Annotated in this window: 18 protein-coding genes; 10 read left to right on the top strand and 8 right to left on the bottom strand. The window is 34.8% G+C overall.

The genetic code is table 11. The features are described 5' to 3' along the window. Positions 1-114 precede the first annotated feature (114 nt). Complete coding sequence (locus tag BLW20_RS02445) at positions 115-1,119, bottom strand: AAA family ATPase (RefSeq protein ID WP_091095954.1); 1,005 nt, start codon at positions 1,117-1,119, stop codon at positions 115-117. A gap of 151 nt (positions 1,120-1,270) precedes the next feature. Here BLW20_RS02445 and BLW20_RS02440 point away from each other — a divergent pair, with 151 nt between their 5' ends. Next, positions 1,271-2,416: a DUF5929 domain-containing protein gene (locus tag BLW20_RS02440; protein WP_091095952.1), complete on the top strand. Its 1,146-nt coding sequence runs from the start codon at positions 1,271-1,273 to the stop codon at positions 2,414-2,416. An 8-nt stretch (positions 2,417-2,424) separates the two neighbouring features. Here BLW20_RS02440 and dprA read toward each other — a convergent pair whose 3' ends face one another. After that, a complete protein-coding gene (dprA, locus tag BLW20_RS02435) occupies positions 2,425-3,531 on the bottom strand; it encodes a DNA-processing protein DprA (protein WP_091095950.1) in 1,107 nt (368 codons plus the stop codon). A 162-nt stretch (positions 3,532-3,693) separates the two neighbouring features. On the opposite strand from dprA, the gene BLW20_RS02430 reads away from it, so the two are divergent. The 3 genes from BLW20_RS02430 (at position 3,694) to BLW20_RS02420 (ending at position 6,063) form a co-directional block, all read left to right on the top strand. After that, positions 3,694-4,638 (top strand): HU domain-containing protein, encoded by a 945-nt coding sequence (locus tag BLW20_RS02430; RefSeq protein WP_091095948.1) that lies wholly within the window; start codon positions 3,694-3,696, stop codon positions 4,636-4,638. A gap of 64 nt (positions 4,639-4,702) precedes the next feature. Beyond that, positions 4,703-5,212 carry an acyl-CoA thioesterase gene (locus BLW20_RS02425; protein ID WP_091095946.1) on the top strand — a complete coding sequence of 170 codons (510 nt, stop codon included), beginning with the start codon at positions 4,703-4,705 and terminating at the stop codon, positions 5,210-5,212. Between the two features lie 62 nt (positions 5,213-5,274). Then, complete coding sequence (locus tag BLW20_RS02420) at positions 5,275-6,063, top strand: S1/P1 nuclease (RefSeq protein ID WP_091095944.1); 789 nt, start codon at positions 5,275-5,277, stop codon at positions 6,061-6,063. A 48-nt stretch (positions 6,064-6,111) separates the two neighbouring features. Here BLW20_RS02420 and BLW20_RS02415 read toward each other — a convergent pair whose 3' ends face one another. The 3 genes from BLW20_RS02415 to BLW20_RS02405 form a co-directional block, all read right to left on the bottom strand. Continuing rightward, positions 6,112-7,155 carry a TerC family protein gene (locus tag BLW20_RS02415; protein ID WP_091095942.1) on the bottom strand — a complete coding sequence of 348 codons (1,044 nt, stop codon included), beginning with the start codon at positions 7,153-7,155 and terminating at the stop codon, positions 6,112-6,114. Between the two features lie 6 nt (positions 7,156-7,161). Then, complete coding sequence (locus BLW20_RS02410) at positions 7,162-8,157, bottom strand: NAD(P)H-dependent glycerol-3-phosphate dehydrogenase (RefSeq protein ID WP_091095940.1); 996 nt, start codon at positions 8,155-8,157, stop codon at positions 7,162-7,164. Between the two features lie 171 nt (positions 8,158-8,328). After that, complete coding sequence (locus BLW20_RS02405) at positions 8,329-8,562, bottom strand: DUF6341 family protein (protein ID WP_091095938.1); 234 nt, start codon at positions 8,560-8,562, stop codon at positions 8,329-8,331. A gap of 109 nt (positions 8,563-8,671) precedes the next feature. Between BLW20_RS02405 and BLW20_RS02400 the strand changes: the two genes are divergently transcribed. Further along, the gene (locus tag BLW20_RS02400) at positions 8,672-9,601 is read left to right on the top strand and encodes a DUF6427 family protein (protein WP_091095936.1); all 930 of its coding nucleotides are present in this window, start codon (positions 8,672-8,674) and stop codon (positions 9,599-9,601) included. Here BLW20_RS02400 and upp read toward each other — a convergent pair. Further along, entirely contained in the window at positions 9,596-10,237 is a 642-nt protein-coding gene (upp, locus tag BLW20_RS02395) for a uracil phosphoribosyltransferase (protein ID WP_091095934.1), read from the bottom strand. The two genes, BLW20_RS02400 and upp, sit on opposite strands and share 6 nt — an antisense overlap. Positions 10,238-10,304: 67 nt before the next feature. Here upp and BLW20_RS02390 point away from each other — a divergent pair, with 67 nt between their 5' ends. From BLW20_RS02390 to BLW20_RS02380, 3 genes are read left to right on the top strand one after another with little or no spacing between them, the layout of a single operon-like run. Beyond that, positions 10,305-10,910, top strand: a complete 606-nt coding sequence (locus tag BLW20_RS02390) for a DUF4254 domain-containing protein (protein ID WP_091095931.1) — start codon at positions 10,305-10,307, stop codon at positions 10,908-10,910. 41 nt (positions 10,911-10,951) lie between these two features. After that, the gene (locus tag BLW20_RS02385; RefSeq protein ID WP_091095929.1) at positions 10,952-11,251 is read left to right on the top strand and encodes a hypothetical protein; all 300 of its coding nucleotides are present in this window, start codon (positions 10,952-10,954) and stop codon (positions 11,249-11,251) included. Beyond that, entirely contained in the window at positions 11,252-12,277 is a 1,026-nt protein-coding gene (locus BLW20_RS02380) for a glycosyltransferase family 9 protein (protein WP_245725260.1), read from the top strand. A gap of 92 nt (positions 12,278-12,369) precedes the next feature. Here BLW20_RS02380 and dnaG read toward each other — a convergent pair whose 3' ends face one another. Then, entirely contained in the window at positions 12,370-14,337 is a 1,968-nt protein-coding gene (gene dnaG, locus BLW20_RS02375) for a DNA primase (RefSeq protein ID WP_091095927.1), read from the bottom strand. A 30-nt stretch (positions 14,338-14,367) separates the two neighbouring features. Beyond that, a complete protein-coding gene (locus tag BLW20_RS02370) occupies positions 14,368-15,315 on the bottom strand; it encodes an ADP-ribosylglycohydrolase family protein (protein WP_091095925.1) in 948 nt (315 codons plus the stop codon). 145 nt (positions 15,316-15,460) lie between these two features. Between BLW20_RS02370 and BLW20_RS02365 the strand changes: the two genes are divergently transcribed. Both BLW20_RS02365 and BLW20_RS02360 read left to right on the top strand, forming a co-directional pair. Beyond that, positions 15,461-15,820, top strand: a complete 360-nt coding sequence (locus tag BLW20_RS02365; RefSeq protein ID WP_091095923.1) for a DUF488 domain-containing protein — start codon at positions 15,461-15,463, stop codon at positions 15,818-15,820. A gap of 7 nt (positions 15,821-15,827) precedes the next feature. After that, positions 15,828-16,466, top strand: coding sequence for an alpha/beta hydrolase family protein (locus tag BLW20_RS02360; RefSeq protein WP_091095921.1), 639 nt, complete (start codon positions 15,828-15,830; stop codon positions 16,464-16,466). The last annotated feature ends 29 nt before the right edge of the window (positions 16,467-16,495 follow it).

The following is a 16,495-nucleotide window of genomic DNA, read 5'->3' as shown; positions in this document are numbered from 1 at the left end:
TTATTAGTCTTAAAGCCGAATGTCTTAAAGTCGAAAGGAATGACTTTAAAACTTTTGATTATAAATCGAAAGTCTGTCCGTTAAACGTTATGACTTTACGACTTTTGACTTATATTAAGGCACTTCGATTTCGTTTACTATTTTGTTGATGATGTCAACGCTGGTAATGTTATCGGCCTCGGCTTCATAAGTAATGCCAATTCTGTGTCTCAGTACATCTAACACCACCGCACGTACATCTTCCGGAATCACATATCCACGGCGACGGATAAACGCATAACATTTTGCGGCATTTGCCAGGTTGATCGATCCACGAGGCGATGCACCATAACTGATGTAAGGTTTTAAACTTTCTAATTTGAATTGTTCCGGATAACGGGTGGCAAAGATGATGTCTAAAATATATTTTTCGATTTTTTCATCCATATACACCTCTTTTACGGTTTGTTGTGCGCGTAAAATCTGGTCTAAACTTACCACCGGATTGATTGTTGGCGTAGTTCCGGCAAGATTTTGACGGATTACCAAACGTTCTTCTTCCAATTTTGGATAATCAATAACTGTTTTCAGCATAAAACGGTCCATCTGTGCTTCAGGTAACGGATAGGTTCCTTCTTGTTCCACAGGGTTTTGAGTGGCCATTACCAAAAACGGTTTTTGTAACGGGTGCGTGGTATCGCCAATAGTTACTTGTTTCTCCTGCATGGCTTCTAATAAAGCCGATTGTACTTTTGCCGGTGCACGGTTAATTTCATCTGCTAAAATAAAATTAGCAAAAACAGGCCCTTTCTTTATACTAAAATCGTTTTCTTTTACGTTATAGATCATAGTACCCACCACATCAGCAGGTAATAAATCAGGTGTAAACTGTATGCGGCTAAACGATCCGTGTACCGCTTTGGCAAGGGTGTTTATGGCTAACGTTTTCGCTAACCCCGGCACACCTTCTAATAAAATATGCCCTTGCCCTAACAAACCAATCAGCAAACGGTCAATCATGTGTTTTTGACCCACAATTGCTTTGTTCATTTCGGCAATAAGCAAATCAATAAATGCACTTTCGCGTTCTATTTTGTCATTTATAGAACGAATGTCTGTAGTGGCTGTTGTTGCTTCCATTATTTGTTTTCTGTATGTATTAATTTTATTACAAATTGATTAAAATTTATTTGCTTAGCTTGTTAACAAATGGTTAAAATACATCTTCGTACTTTTGTTTTAAGTATGAATTATCATTTTCTTTTTATAATTTTAAGATAAAACTTTCATTGTGATAAATAAACGGCTCTTAATAAAAAATTTGTTAGCACATTATACCGAAAATAGTTTCTTTGATAAGAAACAGCAGCTAAACTTACACAGTTTAGAAGGAAAAGCCAAATTTTTAAAGCACGTTTGTTCGTTGTCAAATTCTAATCCCAACAATCAATCGTTTATTTTGGTGGGTATTGAAGACGAAAAAAATCTGATTATCGGAGTAGATTTTTATGACGACAGCCACATTCAAAACCTGATTAATGCTTATCTGGAAAATCCGCCGCAAATTCAATATGAAAATGTGGTGTTTCCTAACTTAACCGATGGAATGGTGGTTGGTTTGGTAACGATCTTTCCTAAAAAAGGGAAATGTTATTTTAAAAAACGTATTTATACGATTGATGAAAACGCCTCTTTTTCTCGGATTGGCAGCATTTCGCATCCTGAATATCTTCTGCCGAAAATCGATAATTCTGAAGTTGTTGAAAGCATTCTCAAAGCTTCTGTCACTAATTTAAAATACACGATCGACAGTGTTTTGCAGTTTATGACCGAAAAACATTCTGATATGAAACCGAAATATCAGGTTTTTAAAGAGTATTTTACGGTGTGCTGGGCGGGTATCGAAAAGATGAAGAAAGGACAAACGTATCTTTCGCGTGTGGATATTGAACTGATTAACGAACAGGTTAAAATATTTTACTCGGCACTTGACGAAGTTTCCATAACTTATACCGATGATGAATTTATTATTACCGAATATATAAAATTAGGATTTAGAAAAAATAACAGATACATTCCATTCAGTATACAAAAAATTATTTTCAGCGATTCGATGACTTATCATATTTCATCTGAAATTATTTTTAAAATACCTGAAATTGATAAACGGCATTTATTTCATCTCTATAATTATTACACAAGTGTTTTAAATAAACTAAAAAACAATAAAACATTAACCCTGACAGAGCAAAATGACTTACAAAACCTGTGCTATTCATTAATGCTGTGCTATTTACATGGTTTTGACAATGCAAAAGACCTGTTGATTGAACATAAAGAAGTTTTTAAAAAAGGTGATTTTCCTTTTCTATATACTTCTTTTAAAGAAGTAATGCGCATTCTACGAAAACTAAAATATGAAACAAGAAAGAAGTGATGGTCTGGTTATTTTACTTTAAAAATTTTTCCTGGTAAGCCCATGACAATTCCGTTTAGTTCCAACATCATTAACTCGGCATTTAAAACCGACATGTCTAAATGGGTTTGTACGGCTAATTCATCAATATGCAGGGGTTGTTTTTGTAAGCTCTTTAAAATGGTTTGCTGTAATGCTGAAAAATCATTTAGGTTGATTTCTTTTTTAATTTCGGCTTTTTCCTTTAGTTCTGATAAATTCCAATTTAAATCAGTTGCTAAATGCTCAAAATTATATAAAAGTTGTGCTCTGTTTTCGTGTATCAACCGTAAACAGCCTTTACTGTAAGGATCAGTAATTTTTCCGGGAACGGCATACACTTCACGCGCGTAATCGTTAGCGAAATAAGCCGTTGACAACGATCCGCCTGTTTCGGCACTTTCAACCACAATCGTAGCGCTGCACAAACCTGCTATAATCCGGTTTCTACGGGTAAATAATTCAGGAGCCAGTGTGTTAAACCCAGCATATTCGGTAAGTACCAATCCGTTTTCAAACAAATCATTGTAGAAATTTCTATGAGCTGCCGGATACAGTTTCTTAAAGCTTGTACCCATTATACCAACAGTTGGTATATTTAATTTTCGAGCTTCGTGATATACCGTAATATCGACTCCATAAGCCATTCCGCTGACAATTGTCGGCTGATATTGTTGCAAAAAATCCATTAAACCGGTAACAGTATCTTTTCCGTACGAAGAAATTTTTCGCGTACCCACCACTGCTAAACAATTGTTGTTTAAAAGTTCTAAATTTCCTTTGTAGAAAAGTAGAATAGGTGCATCGGTACATTCTTTTAAAAGTTCTGGATAAGCGTTGTCTAAAATGCCCACCCACTGTATATCGTTATTTTGAATAAATTGTAGTTCGGTAGCAACAATTTTATCTTTATCGAAATTTAAAATCGCTTTCTGAATGGTTTTAGAAACAGAAAATTCTTCAAATATTTTCTGGTTGCCTGGATCAAAGATGGCATTTACATCTTTAAAGACATCAAGTAATTTGCGGGCATTTAAAACACCTATTCCGTCACAGGCCAATAATTTCAGGTAAGATGTTAAAGTTTGATGATTCATTTACTTTTTTGATTATCATTCTTTTATAAATATAAATCATTTTTTACATTTGAAAAACTGTTCAACCTAACAATTCAGAAAAATGTTAACAATGGTTAAAAATTGTTGATAACATTTGTGAATAAATTTCTTTAAACTGTATTGTTTCATTATTTTTGCCTTATGATGATCGAGAAACACATTTCAGCATTATTGTATCGTTACCAATGTGTAACTGTACCGGGTTTTGGTGCTTTTATTACAGAAGCCGTTTCGGCACGTTATAATACAACGACCAATACTTTTATTCCGCCAAAAAAAACCATTTTGTTTAACAGTTTGTTGAAGCAAAACGATGGATTGTTGGCGAATCACATAGCACTGGAAGAGCATATTACATTTCATGAAGCAGTAGCTGTGATTCAGGAGCAAGTTGCTTTATGGAATGATAATTTAAAGGAAAATCAAGCTGTTTATTTGAAAAACATAGGGGAACTTTCTTTAAATGCAGAACAAAAAATTCAGTTTGAACCGGTGGGATCTACCAATTATCTGACGTCTTCTTTTGGATTGACTGCAGTTATGGCAACTGCCTTGCAACACGATATGCAGAAAGAAGAAACTAAAGTTGTTGAATTACCTGCAGCCGTTCAAAAAAGCAAACCACGTTTACAATGGATGCGTTATGCAGCAGTAATTGCCGGAGGTATTGGTTTATACACTTCTGTTTCAACATATCAGGAATATGAAGTGTATCAGGATAAAAAAATAGCCGTTGAGAAAGAAGTTCAAAATCAAATTGAGCAGAAATTGCAACAGGCAACCTTTGTGATTGAAGCTCCAAAAGTGGTTAAAGAAAAAATAGCCGAAGTAACAGAAAATGTTACCACATCTGCAAAACCTTTCCATATTGTAGCAGGTGCTTTCAAAACAGAAGCCAAAGCTCAGATTTTAACAGATGAGTTAAAAGCCAAAGGTTATACAAACGCTAAATACCTGTCAAAATCTAAACATAATATGCGACAAGTGGTTTATAACAGCTACGCTACACAAGAAGAAGCCCAGAAAGATTTACGTTTAATACACGAAAAAGTAAACAAAGACGCTTGGATTTATATCGAAAATTAGAAAAAGACCTTTCCAGGTCTTTTTTTTATACCTGCAATTCATCTATTTTTGTAAAAAAATTAATATGCAATCTAAAACGCCTAAAGAATCTATTACCATTCTTACAGATATTGTTTTGCCGGGAGAAACAAATCCTTTAAATAATTTATTTGGCGGTGAATTGCTGGCCCGTATGGATCGTGCTGCAAGTATTACTGCCCGTCGTCATTCACGCAGAATTTGCGTAACCGCATCGGTAAATAACGTTGCCTTTAACAAAAGTATTCCTTTGGGAAGCGTTGTTACTATAGAGGCAAAGGTTTCACGTACTTTTAGAACTTCTATGGAGATTTTTTTAGATGTTTGGATTGAAGACCGGGAATCGGGCAACCGTCAAAAAGCAAATGAAGCTATTTATACTTTTGTTGCTGTTGATGAAATGGGGGCTCCGGTAGAAATTGCTCCGGTGATTCCTGAAACAGCTGAAGAAAAAAGCAGATTCGAGGCCGCATTAAGAAGAAAACAATTAAGCCTTGTGTTGGCAGGTAAAATGAAACCAAGCGAAGCTACCGAACTAAAAGCTTTATTTCAATAAACAGAAATCGATCTAAACGGTCGATTTTGTTTTTAATAAACAATATTTTAAAATCTATACAAATGAACTCTATTTTTAAAGTTGCCATGTTAACATTCGCCATATTGTTTTCAAGTAATATTTGGGCGTGGGGAACAACAGGGCATCGGGTAGTAGCTGAAATTGCAGAGAAAAATTTATCTCGTAAAGCAAAAAGGGAAATCAAAAAGATTATCGGAAATCAAAAATTGGCTTACTGGGCAAATTGGCCCGATTTTATCAAATCAGATACCAGTTGGAAATTCGCCGATTCCTGGCATTATGTGAATATTCCCGGTAATTTGTCTTATGATGCTTTTTTAACGGAATTAGATCATTCATCCAACGATAATTTATACAAGCGGGCCTTAATTTTGATGGAGGAACTTAAGAAAAAAGAGTTGCCGTTAGAGAAAAAACAACAATATCTTTATTTTCTGATTCACATCATTGGTGATGCGCATCAACCTTTACACGTAGGAAGAGCAGAGGATTTAGGCGGAAACAAAGTAACGGTAGAATGGTTTGGTTCTAAAACTAATTTACACACCGTTTGGGATTCTAAACTGGTCGATTTTGAAAAATACAGCTATACGGAATATGCTGATGTTTTAAATAGATTGTCAAAAAAAGAAATCAAAGAGGTGCAAAACGGATCTTTAGAAAACTGGATCTATGATTCTTATACTGTTTCAAATAAAATTTACGGTGAAGTGACTAAAGATGAAAATCTTAAATACCGTTATCACTACTTAAATAAAGAACGTGTTGAACAGCAATTGCAAAAAGGCGGACTTCGTCTTTCAAAGGTTTTAAACGAGATATTCAGATAAAAAAATCCGATATTTATCGGATTCTTTTTTATAGAAGCTTTTGGTTAGTTAAAACCGTGCTTTGGTGTTATGGTGTTTTTGCTTATTCGAAATTAAAGACCAAATAACCGAAATTGCCAATACCGATCCGATAATGGTTAAGGATACCGAAGAATCAAAATGATAGTAAGGCATGATAATCATTTTAACACCAATAAAGGTTAATATAAGTGCCAGCCCGTAATGCAATTTAGAGAACATATCCATTGAATTTGCTAACAAGAAATACATGGAACGCAATCCTAAAATAGCAAATATGTTAGAGGTGTATAAGATAAACGGATCATCTGGTGCAATGGCAAAAATAGCAGGAATACTATCTACGGCAAAAACCAAATCGGTAATTTCAATTACTGCTAATGCAACAAATAACGGAGTTACCATTTTTACACCGTTCTGAACAGTGAAGAATTTATCGCCGTCAAAACTTTTTGTTACTTTAAAAAGTTTATGAACAATGCGGACGCCTAAATTTTTAGATAGATCGCTGTCTTCTTCATCGTGATCTGATGACCATGATTTGATTCCGGCAATGATTAAAAAGATTCCAAAAACAAATAAAATCACATTCAATTGACGAGGACTGCCGGTTTCGGGATCAATCCCTAAAAAGGGTAAATTGACATAGGTTAATTTAATCAATTCAACTCCGGCAAAAATAAAGATTGCTCTAAAAACCAACGCTCCTAAAATTCCCCAAAACAACACTTTATGCTGATATTCTTTAGGAATTTTAAAAAATCGGAACACCAAAATAAACACAAAAAGATTATCGACCGATAATGCTTTTTCTATCCAGTAAGCCGCTTGATATTTGGCAAAATTATCAGTAATACCGTAAGGTTTATCAAGTACCCAGTAAACCACACCGCTGAAAACCATAGAAAGGGCAATCCAGACAATGGTCCACGAAAGTGCTTCTTTGTTTGATATGGTATGGCTTTTTTTATTGAAAACGCCTAGATCTAACAATAACATTATAACAACTGCAATTGCAAAACCGCCAATTAACCACGGGTGATTAATTAAATGATCGTCTGGTAAATTTTTCATAAGGTGTTAATCTAGTTTGTCTGTCAATTTTTTAAATACTTTTTTTGGTTCTTTATTGTTGTAGAGTATATCGTACACCGCATCGATAATTGGTGTTTTCGCTTTCAGTTCCTGATTCATTAAATAGGCACTTTTTGTAGCATAATACCCTTCAGCAACCATATTCATTTCCATTTTAGTAGAAATTACGGTATATCCTTTACCAATCATGTTCCCAAACATACGGTTACGAGAAAACAACGAATAGCCGGTCACCAATAAATCACCTAAATAGGCAGAATCGTTAATGTTGCGTTTTAATTTATGGACTTTCTTAATGAATTTTTTCATTTCCCGAATGGCATTACTCATTAACAACGCCTGGAAATTATCGCCATAACCCAAACCATGTGCCATTCCGGCGGCAATAGCATAGATATTCTTTAGCATGGCAGCATATTCGGTCCCCATTACATCGTCTGATGTTTTGGCTTTTATGTAATGGCTGCTTAAGCTTTTGGCAATTACGTCGGCTTTTTCTAAATCGCCACCGGCAATGGTTAAATACGATAATCGTTCTAAAGCTACTTCTTCGGCATGGCAAGGACCAGCCAAAACAGCAATGTTTTCTATAGGGATATTATAAGTTTGCATAAAATGCTGCCCAACAATTAAGCCTGTTTCAGGAATAATTCCCTTTATTGCCGATACGATTACTTTATCTTGTAATGAAACGGTTATTTTTTCTAATTCGGTACTTAAAAAAGCTGAAGGAACAGCAAACACGATATAATCAGCATAGTCAGCAGCTTCGTTTATATCACTTGTAAGTTTTAATTGCTCAGTATCAAATTCAACTGAACTTAAATAATTAGGGTTGTGCTTATTAATTTTTATTTCTTCAATTGCAGCATCATTGCGCATATACCAAGCAATTTCGCTTAAATTATGACAGAGCATTTTTGTAATAGCTGTTGCCCAGCTACCACCTCCAATTACTGCAAATTTTGGATGGTCAATCATTTTAAATGTTTTGAATTGCAAAAATAATACTTTTCGGCATTCGTTTAATTTATTATTTTGTTAAGCTATTCTATTTAGAACAATAATATGACTTTTTTGACGTTTTATTTATGATTTTTAATTTGATTATTGTTTTTAATAAAAAAAGCAGGTTTTAAAACCTGCTTTTTATTATTTTAAGAATGAATGTGCCGTTGTGTCTTGCTCATCTTCATTGTTTGCTGCAAAAATACGCAATTGTTTTAACCAGTAAACAAAAGCCGAGCAACAAATAATGATAAAGATCCATGTTAGGATGTTTGCAATCCACCAGTTTGATAATTCTAACTTAGCAAGCCAATCCATTGGCACAAACAAAACATCAACAAATAAAAATTCTATTCCTTTAAAGATAGATGACCACATAATATTGTTATTAAATTATTTATGTTTAATTTCAGTTTAATTCTAACTTTGTAGCAAAAGTAAAAAAAATATCAACAACTTTATTTACAAAATCAAAATAATATAATTAATGCTTGTAAATCTTTTTTCCAAAAGCAGACCCATAGGCTATGTAGTGATAGGTTTAGCCCTTTTAACTATTTACTTTTTACAGTTGATAAGTGATTTAAGCTGGTTGCAGTCGCCGGCTGTGGTTATTGAAAAAAGCTTCTTGTTTTTAATAGTTATCTTTTCGGTTTTGTTGGTACAGTTTATTACGGTTAAAAATCATTTGGCGGTTAACAATTTGTATTCGTTATATTTGTACGCGTGTTTTTTGATTCTGTTTCCCACTTTTTTTAGTGATGCCCAGCTGATTATAGGAAATTTGTTGGTGCTTTTAGCGTTGCGCAGAATAATTTCTCTGCAAACGTTAAATGAATCTAACCTAAAAATATTTGATGCCAGTTTATGGATTTTTCTTGCAACGTTATTTGAATCGTGGACGATTTTGTATTTTGCCATGGTTTATCTGGCAATTATCTGGTATGTAAGTAACGATTACCGCAACTGGATCATTCCTTTAATTGCATTGTTAACGGTTACCATTTTGTTTTACACGTACAGTTTATTTTACGGAATTGATTTAGTGGCGTTCTGGACAGATAAATATGCAGTGGGATTTAATTTCAGTTATTTTGAAAACATTTATCAAAACCTGGCATTGTCGTTTCTGGCTACACTTGCTGTGTTGTTCACCGTTTACCAATTGATGTATTTAAAAAACATCCCATCAAACCAGCTTAGGCTGTATAAAAACATTGTGCTTTGTTTTATTATCGGATCGGTCATTTACATCATTACTCCCGAAAAATCAAATGGATTATTGGTATTCACTTTCTTTCCGCTTTCTATAATTGGAGGGAACTTTCTGGCATCTACTCCCGTAAAATGGGTTAAAGAAACCGTAATGATTACCATTTTAGCCGTTAGTTTACTTTTGTTTTTACTGAAATTATAATTTTTCGCCGTAAGCCAAATCGCCCGCATCGCCAATTCCCGGAATAATGTATTTATCGTTATTTAAGCCATCGTCTAAACTGGCAACCCATAAATGTACGTGATCGGGCAAATGTTTTTTCAGGTAATTAATTCCTTCAGGAGCAGCAATTACAACACAAATGTGAATTTCTTTAGGAGTTTCCTGCTGGATCAATTTATTAAAAACCGCGACCATTGAATAACCTGTTGCCAGCATTGGATCAAGCAATAGCAAATGTTTTCCTTCAAAAGACGGAGCTGCCTGATATTCTACCAAAATTTCTGTAGCGCCATGAATTCTTGCAGCCGAAACAAACCCGTTTTCAGCATCATCGAAAAAGTTCATAAATCCTGTATGTAAAGCCAATCCGGCTCGAAGAATCGAACATAAAACCACATTGTCTTCTATAACGGTGGTTTGTTTTTTGCCTAACGGAGTTTGCACCTCAACATCTTTATACGGAAGGATTTTACTCAATTCATAAGCCATAATTTCACCAATGCGTTCGATGTTTTTACGAAACCGCATAGAATCTTTCTGGATATTTACATCACGCAGCTGTGCCAAAAAGTGGTTTAAAATACTGTTTTGCTCAGATATATAGTGAATATGCATAACTTTACCAATGATTTTTGTTGATGTAAAAGTATTAAAACTATCTTTGTAAATAAAAAATATAACAATGTTTGCAGAATTTGCTTTTCCTGTTTTTGAAAAAAGTATTCAAGATTATCACCAGTTTGACGATGTAAATCAACCAGTAAACAACCCGTACGAAAAAGGTTCTATTGAACATTTATTGTATGCAAAAAACTGGGTTGATACCGTACAATGGCACTATGAAGACATTATCCGCGACCCACAAATAGATCCTGTGGCTGCGCTGGATTTAAAAAGAAAAATTGATGCGTCTAACCAGGTTAGAACAGATATGGTTGAGTACATCGACAGTTATTTTTTGGATAAATATAAAGATGTTCAGGTAAAAGCTGATGCCAAAATTAATACCGAAAGTCCGGCGTGGGCAATTGACCGTTTGTCGATTCTGGCATTGAAAATTTATCACATGCACGAAGAGGCTACCCGCAAAGATGCGTCAGATGATCACAGAGCTAAATGTCAGGCTAAATTAGATGTGCTTTTAGAACAAAAACAAGATATGTTCACATCGATCAACCAACTGATTACAGATATTGAAAACGGAGACAAATTCATGAAAGTGTACAAACAAATGAAAATGTATAACGATGAAGAGTTAAATCCGGTATTGTATCAAAATAAAAAATAGTATTTTTGAAAGACTTTCTCATAACAGAAAGTCTTTTTATTATGAATAAACTTTTAAAAATAGCACAAACACTGATTTTTACCATTTTAATACTTTTGGTAATCGTATTCATTTGGCAGTTTTTCAACAATTATGCACAATTGTTGTTTTTGCCATTGGGCGTTTTAAGCATTTATTACCTCCTCATTTATTTATTTGCCAGACTGTTACAGCAGCAGCAATCAAAAATGTGGTTTTATACAGGAATTATCTTTATCATTATTCCTTTAATTGCTTTTTCGGTGGCATATAAACCTGTTTTAGAATTTTCGTATAACATTTTACAAAGTTTGAGCAACTAAATGACGCATGTTTTAGTTATACGCCTTTCTGCAATGGGCGATGTGGCAATGACCGTTCCGGTAGTTAAAGCTTTGGTACAGCAACACAGGCATGTAAGAGTAACGGTGGTATCGCGTCCGTTTTTTAAACCTTTTTTTGAGGGAATTGACCAAGTGGATTTTTTCAGCGTTGATTTGCAAAAACGCCACAAAGGCTTTTTAGGAATTTATCGTTTATATCATGATTTAAAAAAGTTGCAGATAAATGCCGTTGCCGATTTTCACAATGTATTGCGTTCAAAAATTTTACGGACATTCTTTAAATTATCTGGCACAAAAACAGCTTTTACCAACAAGGGCAGGGCAGAAAAAAAAGCATTGACACGTACTGAAAACAAAGTGTTAAAACCATTAAAATCAATGATTAATAGGCATGTTGACACTTTAGTTTGTTTAGGTTTCAGGGTTGATGTATCTAACATTAATTTTCCTGAAAAATCAGTTTTACCTGATGAGATTTTAGCTGTTACATCTGAAAAATCAAACAACAAATGGATAGGTATCGCACCGTTTGCACAATATCAAACCAAGGTGTATCCGGCAGATTTAATGAAAAAAGTTATTAAAAAACTGGCGGAAAAACCATCGCATAAAATTTTTCTGTTTGGCGGAAAGAATGAGTTACAACAATTAGGAGATCTAAAACAACATCTTGAAAATGTTAGTTTAATTCCCGAACACTTTAACTTTAAACAAGAATTACAGTTTATTCCGCATTTAGATATTATGCTTTCAATGGATTCAGGCAATGCGCATATTGCGGCTATGTATGGCGTAAAAGTGATTACGTTGTGGGGTAATACCCATCCGTTTGCAGGTTTTGTACCGTTTAACCAACCTTTAAAGAACAGTTTAATTCCTGATTTAGAAAAATACCCTTTGCTGCCAACTTCGGTTTACGGAAATAAAATCATACCGGGTTATGAAGACGTAATGCGAACCATTGCACCTGAAAAAGTGGTTGATAGAATAAATGGGTTGTTGTAAGTTTCGAGTGTTTTTTGCAATGAGTTCTCGACAACTCCGATAGCTATTGGAACGAACTGAAGTGAAGTAAAACTTCTCGATTTTTTTTGATTCTAACTAAACCGTGGCATCACTCGTCCTAACTGGGCAGAAAGGGTGTGTTTTAGTTTGTTGTATTCCACAATATCACTAAGCAATTCTCTAATGTTTTCAGTTTGTTCGGGCAATTGCTTTTTAAATTCTTCTATAACGCTAAAAATAAGATATGATCGTAATGTTAAGATGGTTTCGCTAACGTATTGACTAATCGCAACCTCTTTGCTTTTAACAAAAATGTTCTGCTTTTCCCAATTGTGAAGGTTGTAGCGTTCGTCATCCATAATGATAGACGTGATTTCGTCAGACAAATCAGGTGGTACTTGTTTAAGGTAATTTTCTAAATTCCAGCTTTCATTGATGTGATAAAAAGAAATAATATCGTTTAAAATGGTACGAAACTTTTCATTGCTCATTTCTACTTCATCTTCTTGTAAACTCAGAAATACTTGATCAAACACTTTTCGTTTTACCCTTTTTTTCTCTGTAACAACCTTTTCATCTACAATTTTGAGCTCGTATTCATCAAAAAGTTCTTCATAATTACCATAAATCAATAAAATTTCAATGATTTTCCGTTCTAACAGATAAATGATGTCAACTTGTTCTTTGGTTTCTTCTGGTGTGTTTTTAACTACCTCCATTTTTCGATCCTGAACAAATTTTTTATTAGCTTCCTGCAGTTCTTTTTTACCGATTTGTGCCAAGGTACTGAACAAAACATCTTCTGAAATATCCATAATCGATGCACATTCCTGTACATAAACTTCACGTTGGATATGGTCGGGAACTTTAGAGATCGAAACCACAATATCTCTGATAACATCGGCTTTTTTAATCGGGTCGTTACCGGCATCTTTCATTAAAAGATTCGCTTTAAAACGGATAAAATCGGTCGCATTGTTCTTCAGATAATTCTGTAATTCATCAATCGGCGTTTTTCGGGCAAAACTATCCGGATCATCGCCATCGGGAAAGGTGCATACGCGTACATTCATTCCGGCTTCTAAAATCAAATCGATTCCGCGCAACGAAGCACGCATACCCGCAGCATCACCGTCAAACAAAACGGTAATGTTTTTGGTCAGTCGATTAATCAACCGGATCTGATCGGGTGTTAAGGCAGTACCTGACGATGCCACCACGTTTTTAATTCCTGCCTGATGCATTTGAATCACATCGGTATATCCTTCTACCAGAAAACAGTTATCTTTTGATGCGATTTCCTGTTTGGCGTGAAAAATACCGTACAAAACTTTGCTCTTGTGGTAAATGTCGCTTTCCGGGGAATTCAAATACTTCGCCGCTTTTTTATCGTTGGTTAGAATTCGTCCGCCGAAACCCAATACCCGTCCCGACATACTTTGGATGGGGAACATGACGCGACCTTTGAACCGATCGAATGTTTTGTCTTCTTTTACAATGGTCAATCCGGTTTTTTCTAAAAATTCTAACTGATAGCCTTTTGCAAGTGCCTCTTTGGTAAATGCGTCCCACTGATCGGGCGAATAGCCCAATTGAAAGGTTTTTATGGTATCTTCAGTAAAACCACGTTCTTTAAAGTACGAATGACCAATTGCTAAACCTTCATCGGTTTTTAATAAAATATTGTGGAAATATTTTTTGGCAAATTCTGAAACCACAAACAGACTTTCACGCTCGTTTAAAGCTTGTTTTTCCTCGTCAGATTGTTCGGTTTCTTCAATCTCAATCTGGTATTTGTTGGCAAGGTAGCGCAATGCTTCAGGATACGAAAAATGTTCGTGCTCCATAATAAAGCTAATGGCATTACCGCCTTTGCCCGACGAAAAATCTTTCCAGATCTGTTTGGCAGGCGAAACCATAAACGACGGCGTTTTTTCGTTTACAAACGGACTCAATCCTTTGTAATTACTGCCTGATTTTTTTAGTTGCACGAAATCGCCAATAACCTCCTCTACACGAGCAGCCTCAAAAATAGCATCTATGGTTTCTTTTTTAATCATACTGCAAATATAGAGATTTGGAAAGAAATGCTATAAATTGTTACTCATTCGTGATGCTAAATTTTCAATATCATTAAATCGGGCAAGGTTTTGTAACCAATCTGGAGGAATGCTGTCGAAGCCGTACAAAAGTCCTGCCAATCCGCCGGTAACAGCTGCTGTTGTATCGGTATCGCTACCTAAATTAACCGCTTTTAAGACTGCATCATGATAATTGTCAGTGGTTAACAAACACCAGATGCTTGCTTCTAAAGTATAAAGAACATAACCGCTACTTTGAATTTCGTTTTCTGGAAGTTCAAAAATATTTCCTTTGAATAATCTGTCAAATAAGGATATTTCGTTTGGATTTATAGAAAGAGATTTTAGAAATTCAGGTATTGATGACTGTAAAAGACGGTATGTTTCAAACTTATCGTATCCCTCTAAAATCTGTTTGGCAAATTCAAGGTAGTAAAAACAAGCGATGACCGAACGAATATGTGCGTGGGTAATAGATGAAACTTGTTTGGTTATTTGATAACGTTCGTTAATAGGTTTGTTTTTTACATAGAAAAGTAAAGGTAGCATCCTCATTAAAGAGCCGTTTCCGTTAGATGATTCCTCAAAATTCCCAGCCAAATCAGGACGTTCGCCTTTTGAAAGCCGCTCAATAGCTTCTTTTGTTGCTATCCCAATATCAAAAACTTCGCCTCGTGCAGTCCAGTAATTTTCATAAAACCATCTTACAAAATTGCCTCCGATAGCTTGTAAATCAAAATCTTTTGTAAGTGCTTCTGCTAAACAGAATGTAAGTGAACTGTCGTCAGACCAGGTTCCTTTTGGTAAGTTATATGTGCCATAACCAATCATATCGGTTACGGGATTTTGAGCGATTGTTTCTCTGCTGTTAAATTCAACGGGAACTCCCAAAGCATCTCCAACCGCAATTCCAAAAAGTACTGATTTTATTTGTTTAAAATTTTTATTATAATTCATAAATCTACTATTAAGGTTCTGACAAACTTAATTTAAAAAAATAAGCTGCGGAAGTTGAAAGAGCATAATTTAAAGGAACTTACAACCCAATGTGAAAAATAGAGCGAAAACAGTAGAAAAATGTTATCTTTAAAAGTAAAAAGAAATGACGGAATTAGTAATAAAAAGAGTTTATGAGGAAGTGTTGCCTACGGACGGTTACCGTATTCTAGTAGATCGGTTGTGGCCTCGGGGTATTTCTAAAGAAACCGCAAAGATTGATGAATGGAATAAAGAGGTGGCACCCTCAATAGCATTACGAAAATGGTTTAATCACGATCCGGAAAAATGGCACGAATTTTCAAAAAAATACATAGCAGAACTACAAGCCAACAATATCGCGGAAACTTTTTGGGAAGCTCATAAAAAACAGGAGAAAATCGCTTTGGTTTATGCCGCTAAAGACGAAAAACATTGCCACCCGTTGGTTTTGTTGAAGTATTTGAAGTCCGTTACAAAGAAATAAGATTAAAATGCCAAAAATCTATATTTTTAGTGGTTTAGGAGTAGATCAAAGAGTATTTGACAAAATTAACTTTGATGGATTTAATGTGGAATTTATTGACTGGATTTTACCTTTAAAAAGCGAAGTCATTGAAAATTATGCCAAGCGCATCTCTCAAAAAATCATTGAAAAAGATGTTGTCCTTATTGGTTTATCGTTTGGCGGGATGATGGCTGTTGAGGTAGCAAAGATCATTCCTGTAAGAAAAGTCATTTTGATTGCATCTGTAAAAACCAAATTTGAATTGCCTTTAATGTATCGCATAGCCGGAAAACTTCAATTACATAAATTGATCCCTTCTGCTGTGTTTAAATGGAGTAATCTTTTAAGCTGCCGGGTTTTTGGTATTCAGACCAAAGAAGAAAAAGTACTGTTTAAAAATATTTTAAAAGATACCGACTCTCGTTTTCTTCGTTGGGCAATTAACGAAATTGTTAGTTGGAAGAATACCGAGCTACCTTCTAATTATGTGCATATTCACGGGTCAAAAGATCATATTTTACCCTCTCACAATTGCAAAGTAGATTATCTTATTCAAAACGGTGGACATTTTATGACGGTTAATAAAGCCAAAGAAATTGAAAAGATTGTAAAAGAGATTGTTTAAAATAAATCCTCGTCAGAGTTTCAACTCTG

It is taken from the genome of Paenimyroides marinum (genome assembly GCF_900108395.1).
Taxonomy (GTDB): Bacteria; Bacteroidota; Bacteroidia; order Flavobacteriales; family Flavobacteriaceae; genus Flavobacterium; species Flavobacterium marinum.
Note: the sequence above shows the minus strand (reverse complement) of the source record. Positions and strands in the feature narration are given on the sequence as shown.

Bases quoted from the DNA above. Each gene is read 5' to 3' on its own strand.
- BLW20_RS02370 (WP_091095925.1), bottom strand. From the start codon at position 15,315: ATGAATTATAATAAAAATTTTAAACAAATAAAATCAGTACTTTTTGGA.
- BLW20_RS02445 (WP_091095954.1), bottom strand. From the start codon at position 1,119: ATGGAAGCAACAACAGCCACTACAGACATTCGTTCTATAAATGACAAA.
- BLW20_RS02405 (WP_091095938.1), bottom strand. From the start codon at position 8,562: ATGTGGTCATCTATCTTTAAAGGAATAGAATTTTTATTTGTTGATGTT.
- BLW20_RS02360 (WP_091095921.1), top strand. From the start codon at position 15,828: ATGCCAAAAATCTATATTTTTAGTGGTTTAGGAGTAGATCAAAGAGTA.
- BLW20_RS02415 (WP_091095942.1), bottom strand. From the start codon at position 7,155: ATGAAAAATTTACCAGACGATCATTTAATTAATCACCCGTGGTTAATT.
- dnaG (WP_091095927.1), bottom strand. From the start codon at position 14,337: ATGATTAAAAAAGAAACCATAGATGCTATTTTTGAGGCTGCTCGTGTA.
- BLW20_RS02420 (WP_091095944.1), top strand. From the start codon at position 5,275: ATGAACTCTATTTTTAAAGTTGCCATGTTAACATTCGCCATATTGTTT.
- upp (WP_091095934.1), bottom strand. From the start codon at position 10,237: ATGCATATTCACTATATATCTGAGCAAAACAGTATTTTAAACCACTTT.
- dprA (WP_091095950.1), bottom strand. From the start codon at position 3,531: ATGAATCATCAAACTTTAACATCTTACCTGAAATTATTGGCCTGTGAC.
- BLW20_RS02365 (WP_091095923.1), top strand. From the start codon at position 15,461: ATGACGGAATTAGTAATAAAAAGAGTTTATGAGGAAGTGTTGCCTACG.
- BLW20_RS02400 (WP_091095936.1), top strand. From the start codon at position 8,672: ATGCTTGTAAATCTTTTTTCCAAAAGCAGACCCATAGGCTATGTAGTG.
- BLW20_RS02410 (WP_091095940.1), bottom strand. From the start codon at position 8,157: ATGATTGACCATCCAAAATTTGCAGTAATTGGAGGTGGTAGCTGGGCA.
- BLW20_RS02380 (WP_245725260.1), top strand. From the start codon at position 11,252: ATGACGCATGTTTTAGTTATACGCCTTTCTGCAATGGGCGATGTGGCA.
- BLW20_RS02390 (WP_091095931.1), top strand. From the start codon at position 10,305: ATGTTTGCAGAATTTGCTTTTCCTGTTTTTGAAAAAAGTATTCAAGAT.
- BLW20_RS02385 (WP_091095929.1), top strand. From the start codon at position 10,952: ATGAATAAACTTTTAAAAATAGCACAAACACTGATTTTTACCATTTTA.
- BLW20_RS02425 (WP_091095946.1), top strand. From the start codon at position 4,703: ATGCAATCTAAAACGCCTAAAGAATCTATTACCATTCTTACAGATATT.
- BLW20_RS02430 (WP_091095948.1), top strand. From the start codon at position 3,694: ATGATGATCGAGAAACACATTTCAGCATTATTGTATCGTTACCAATGT.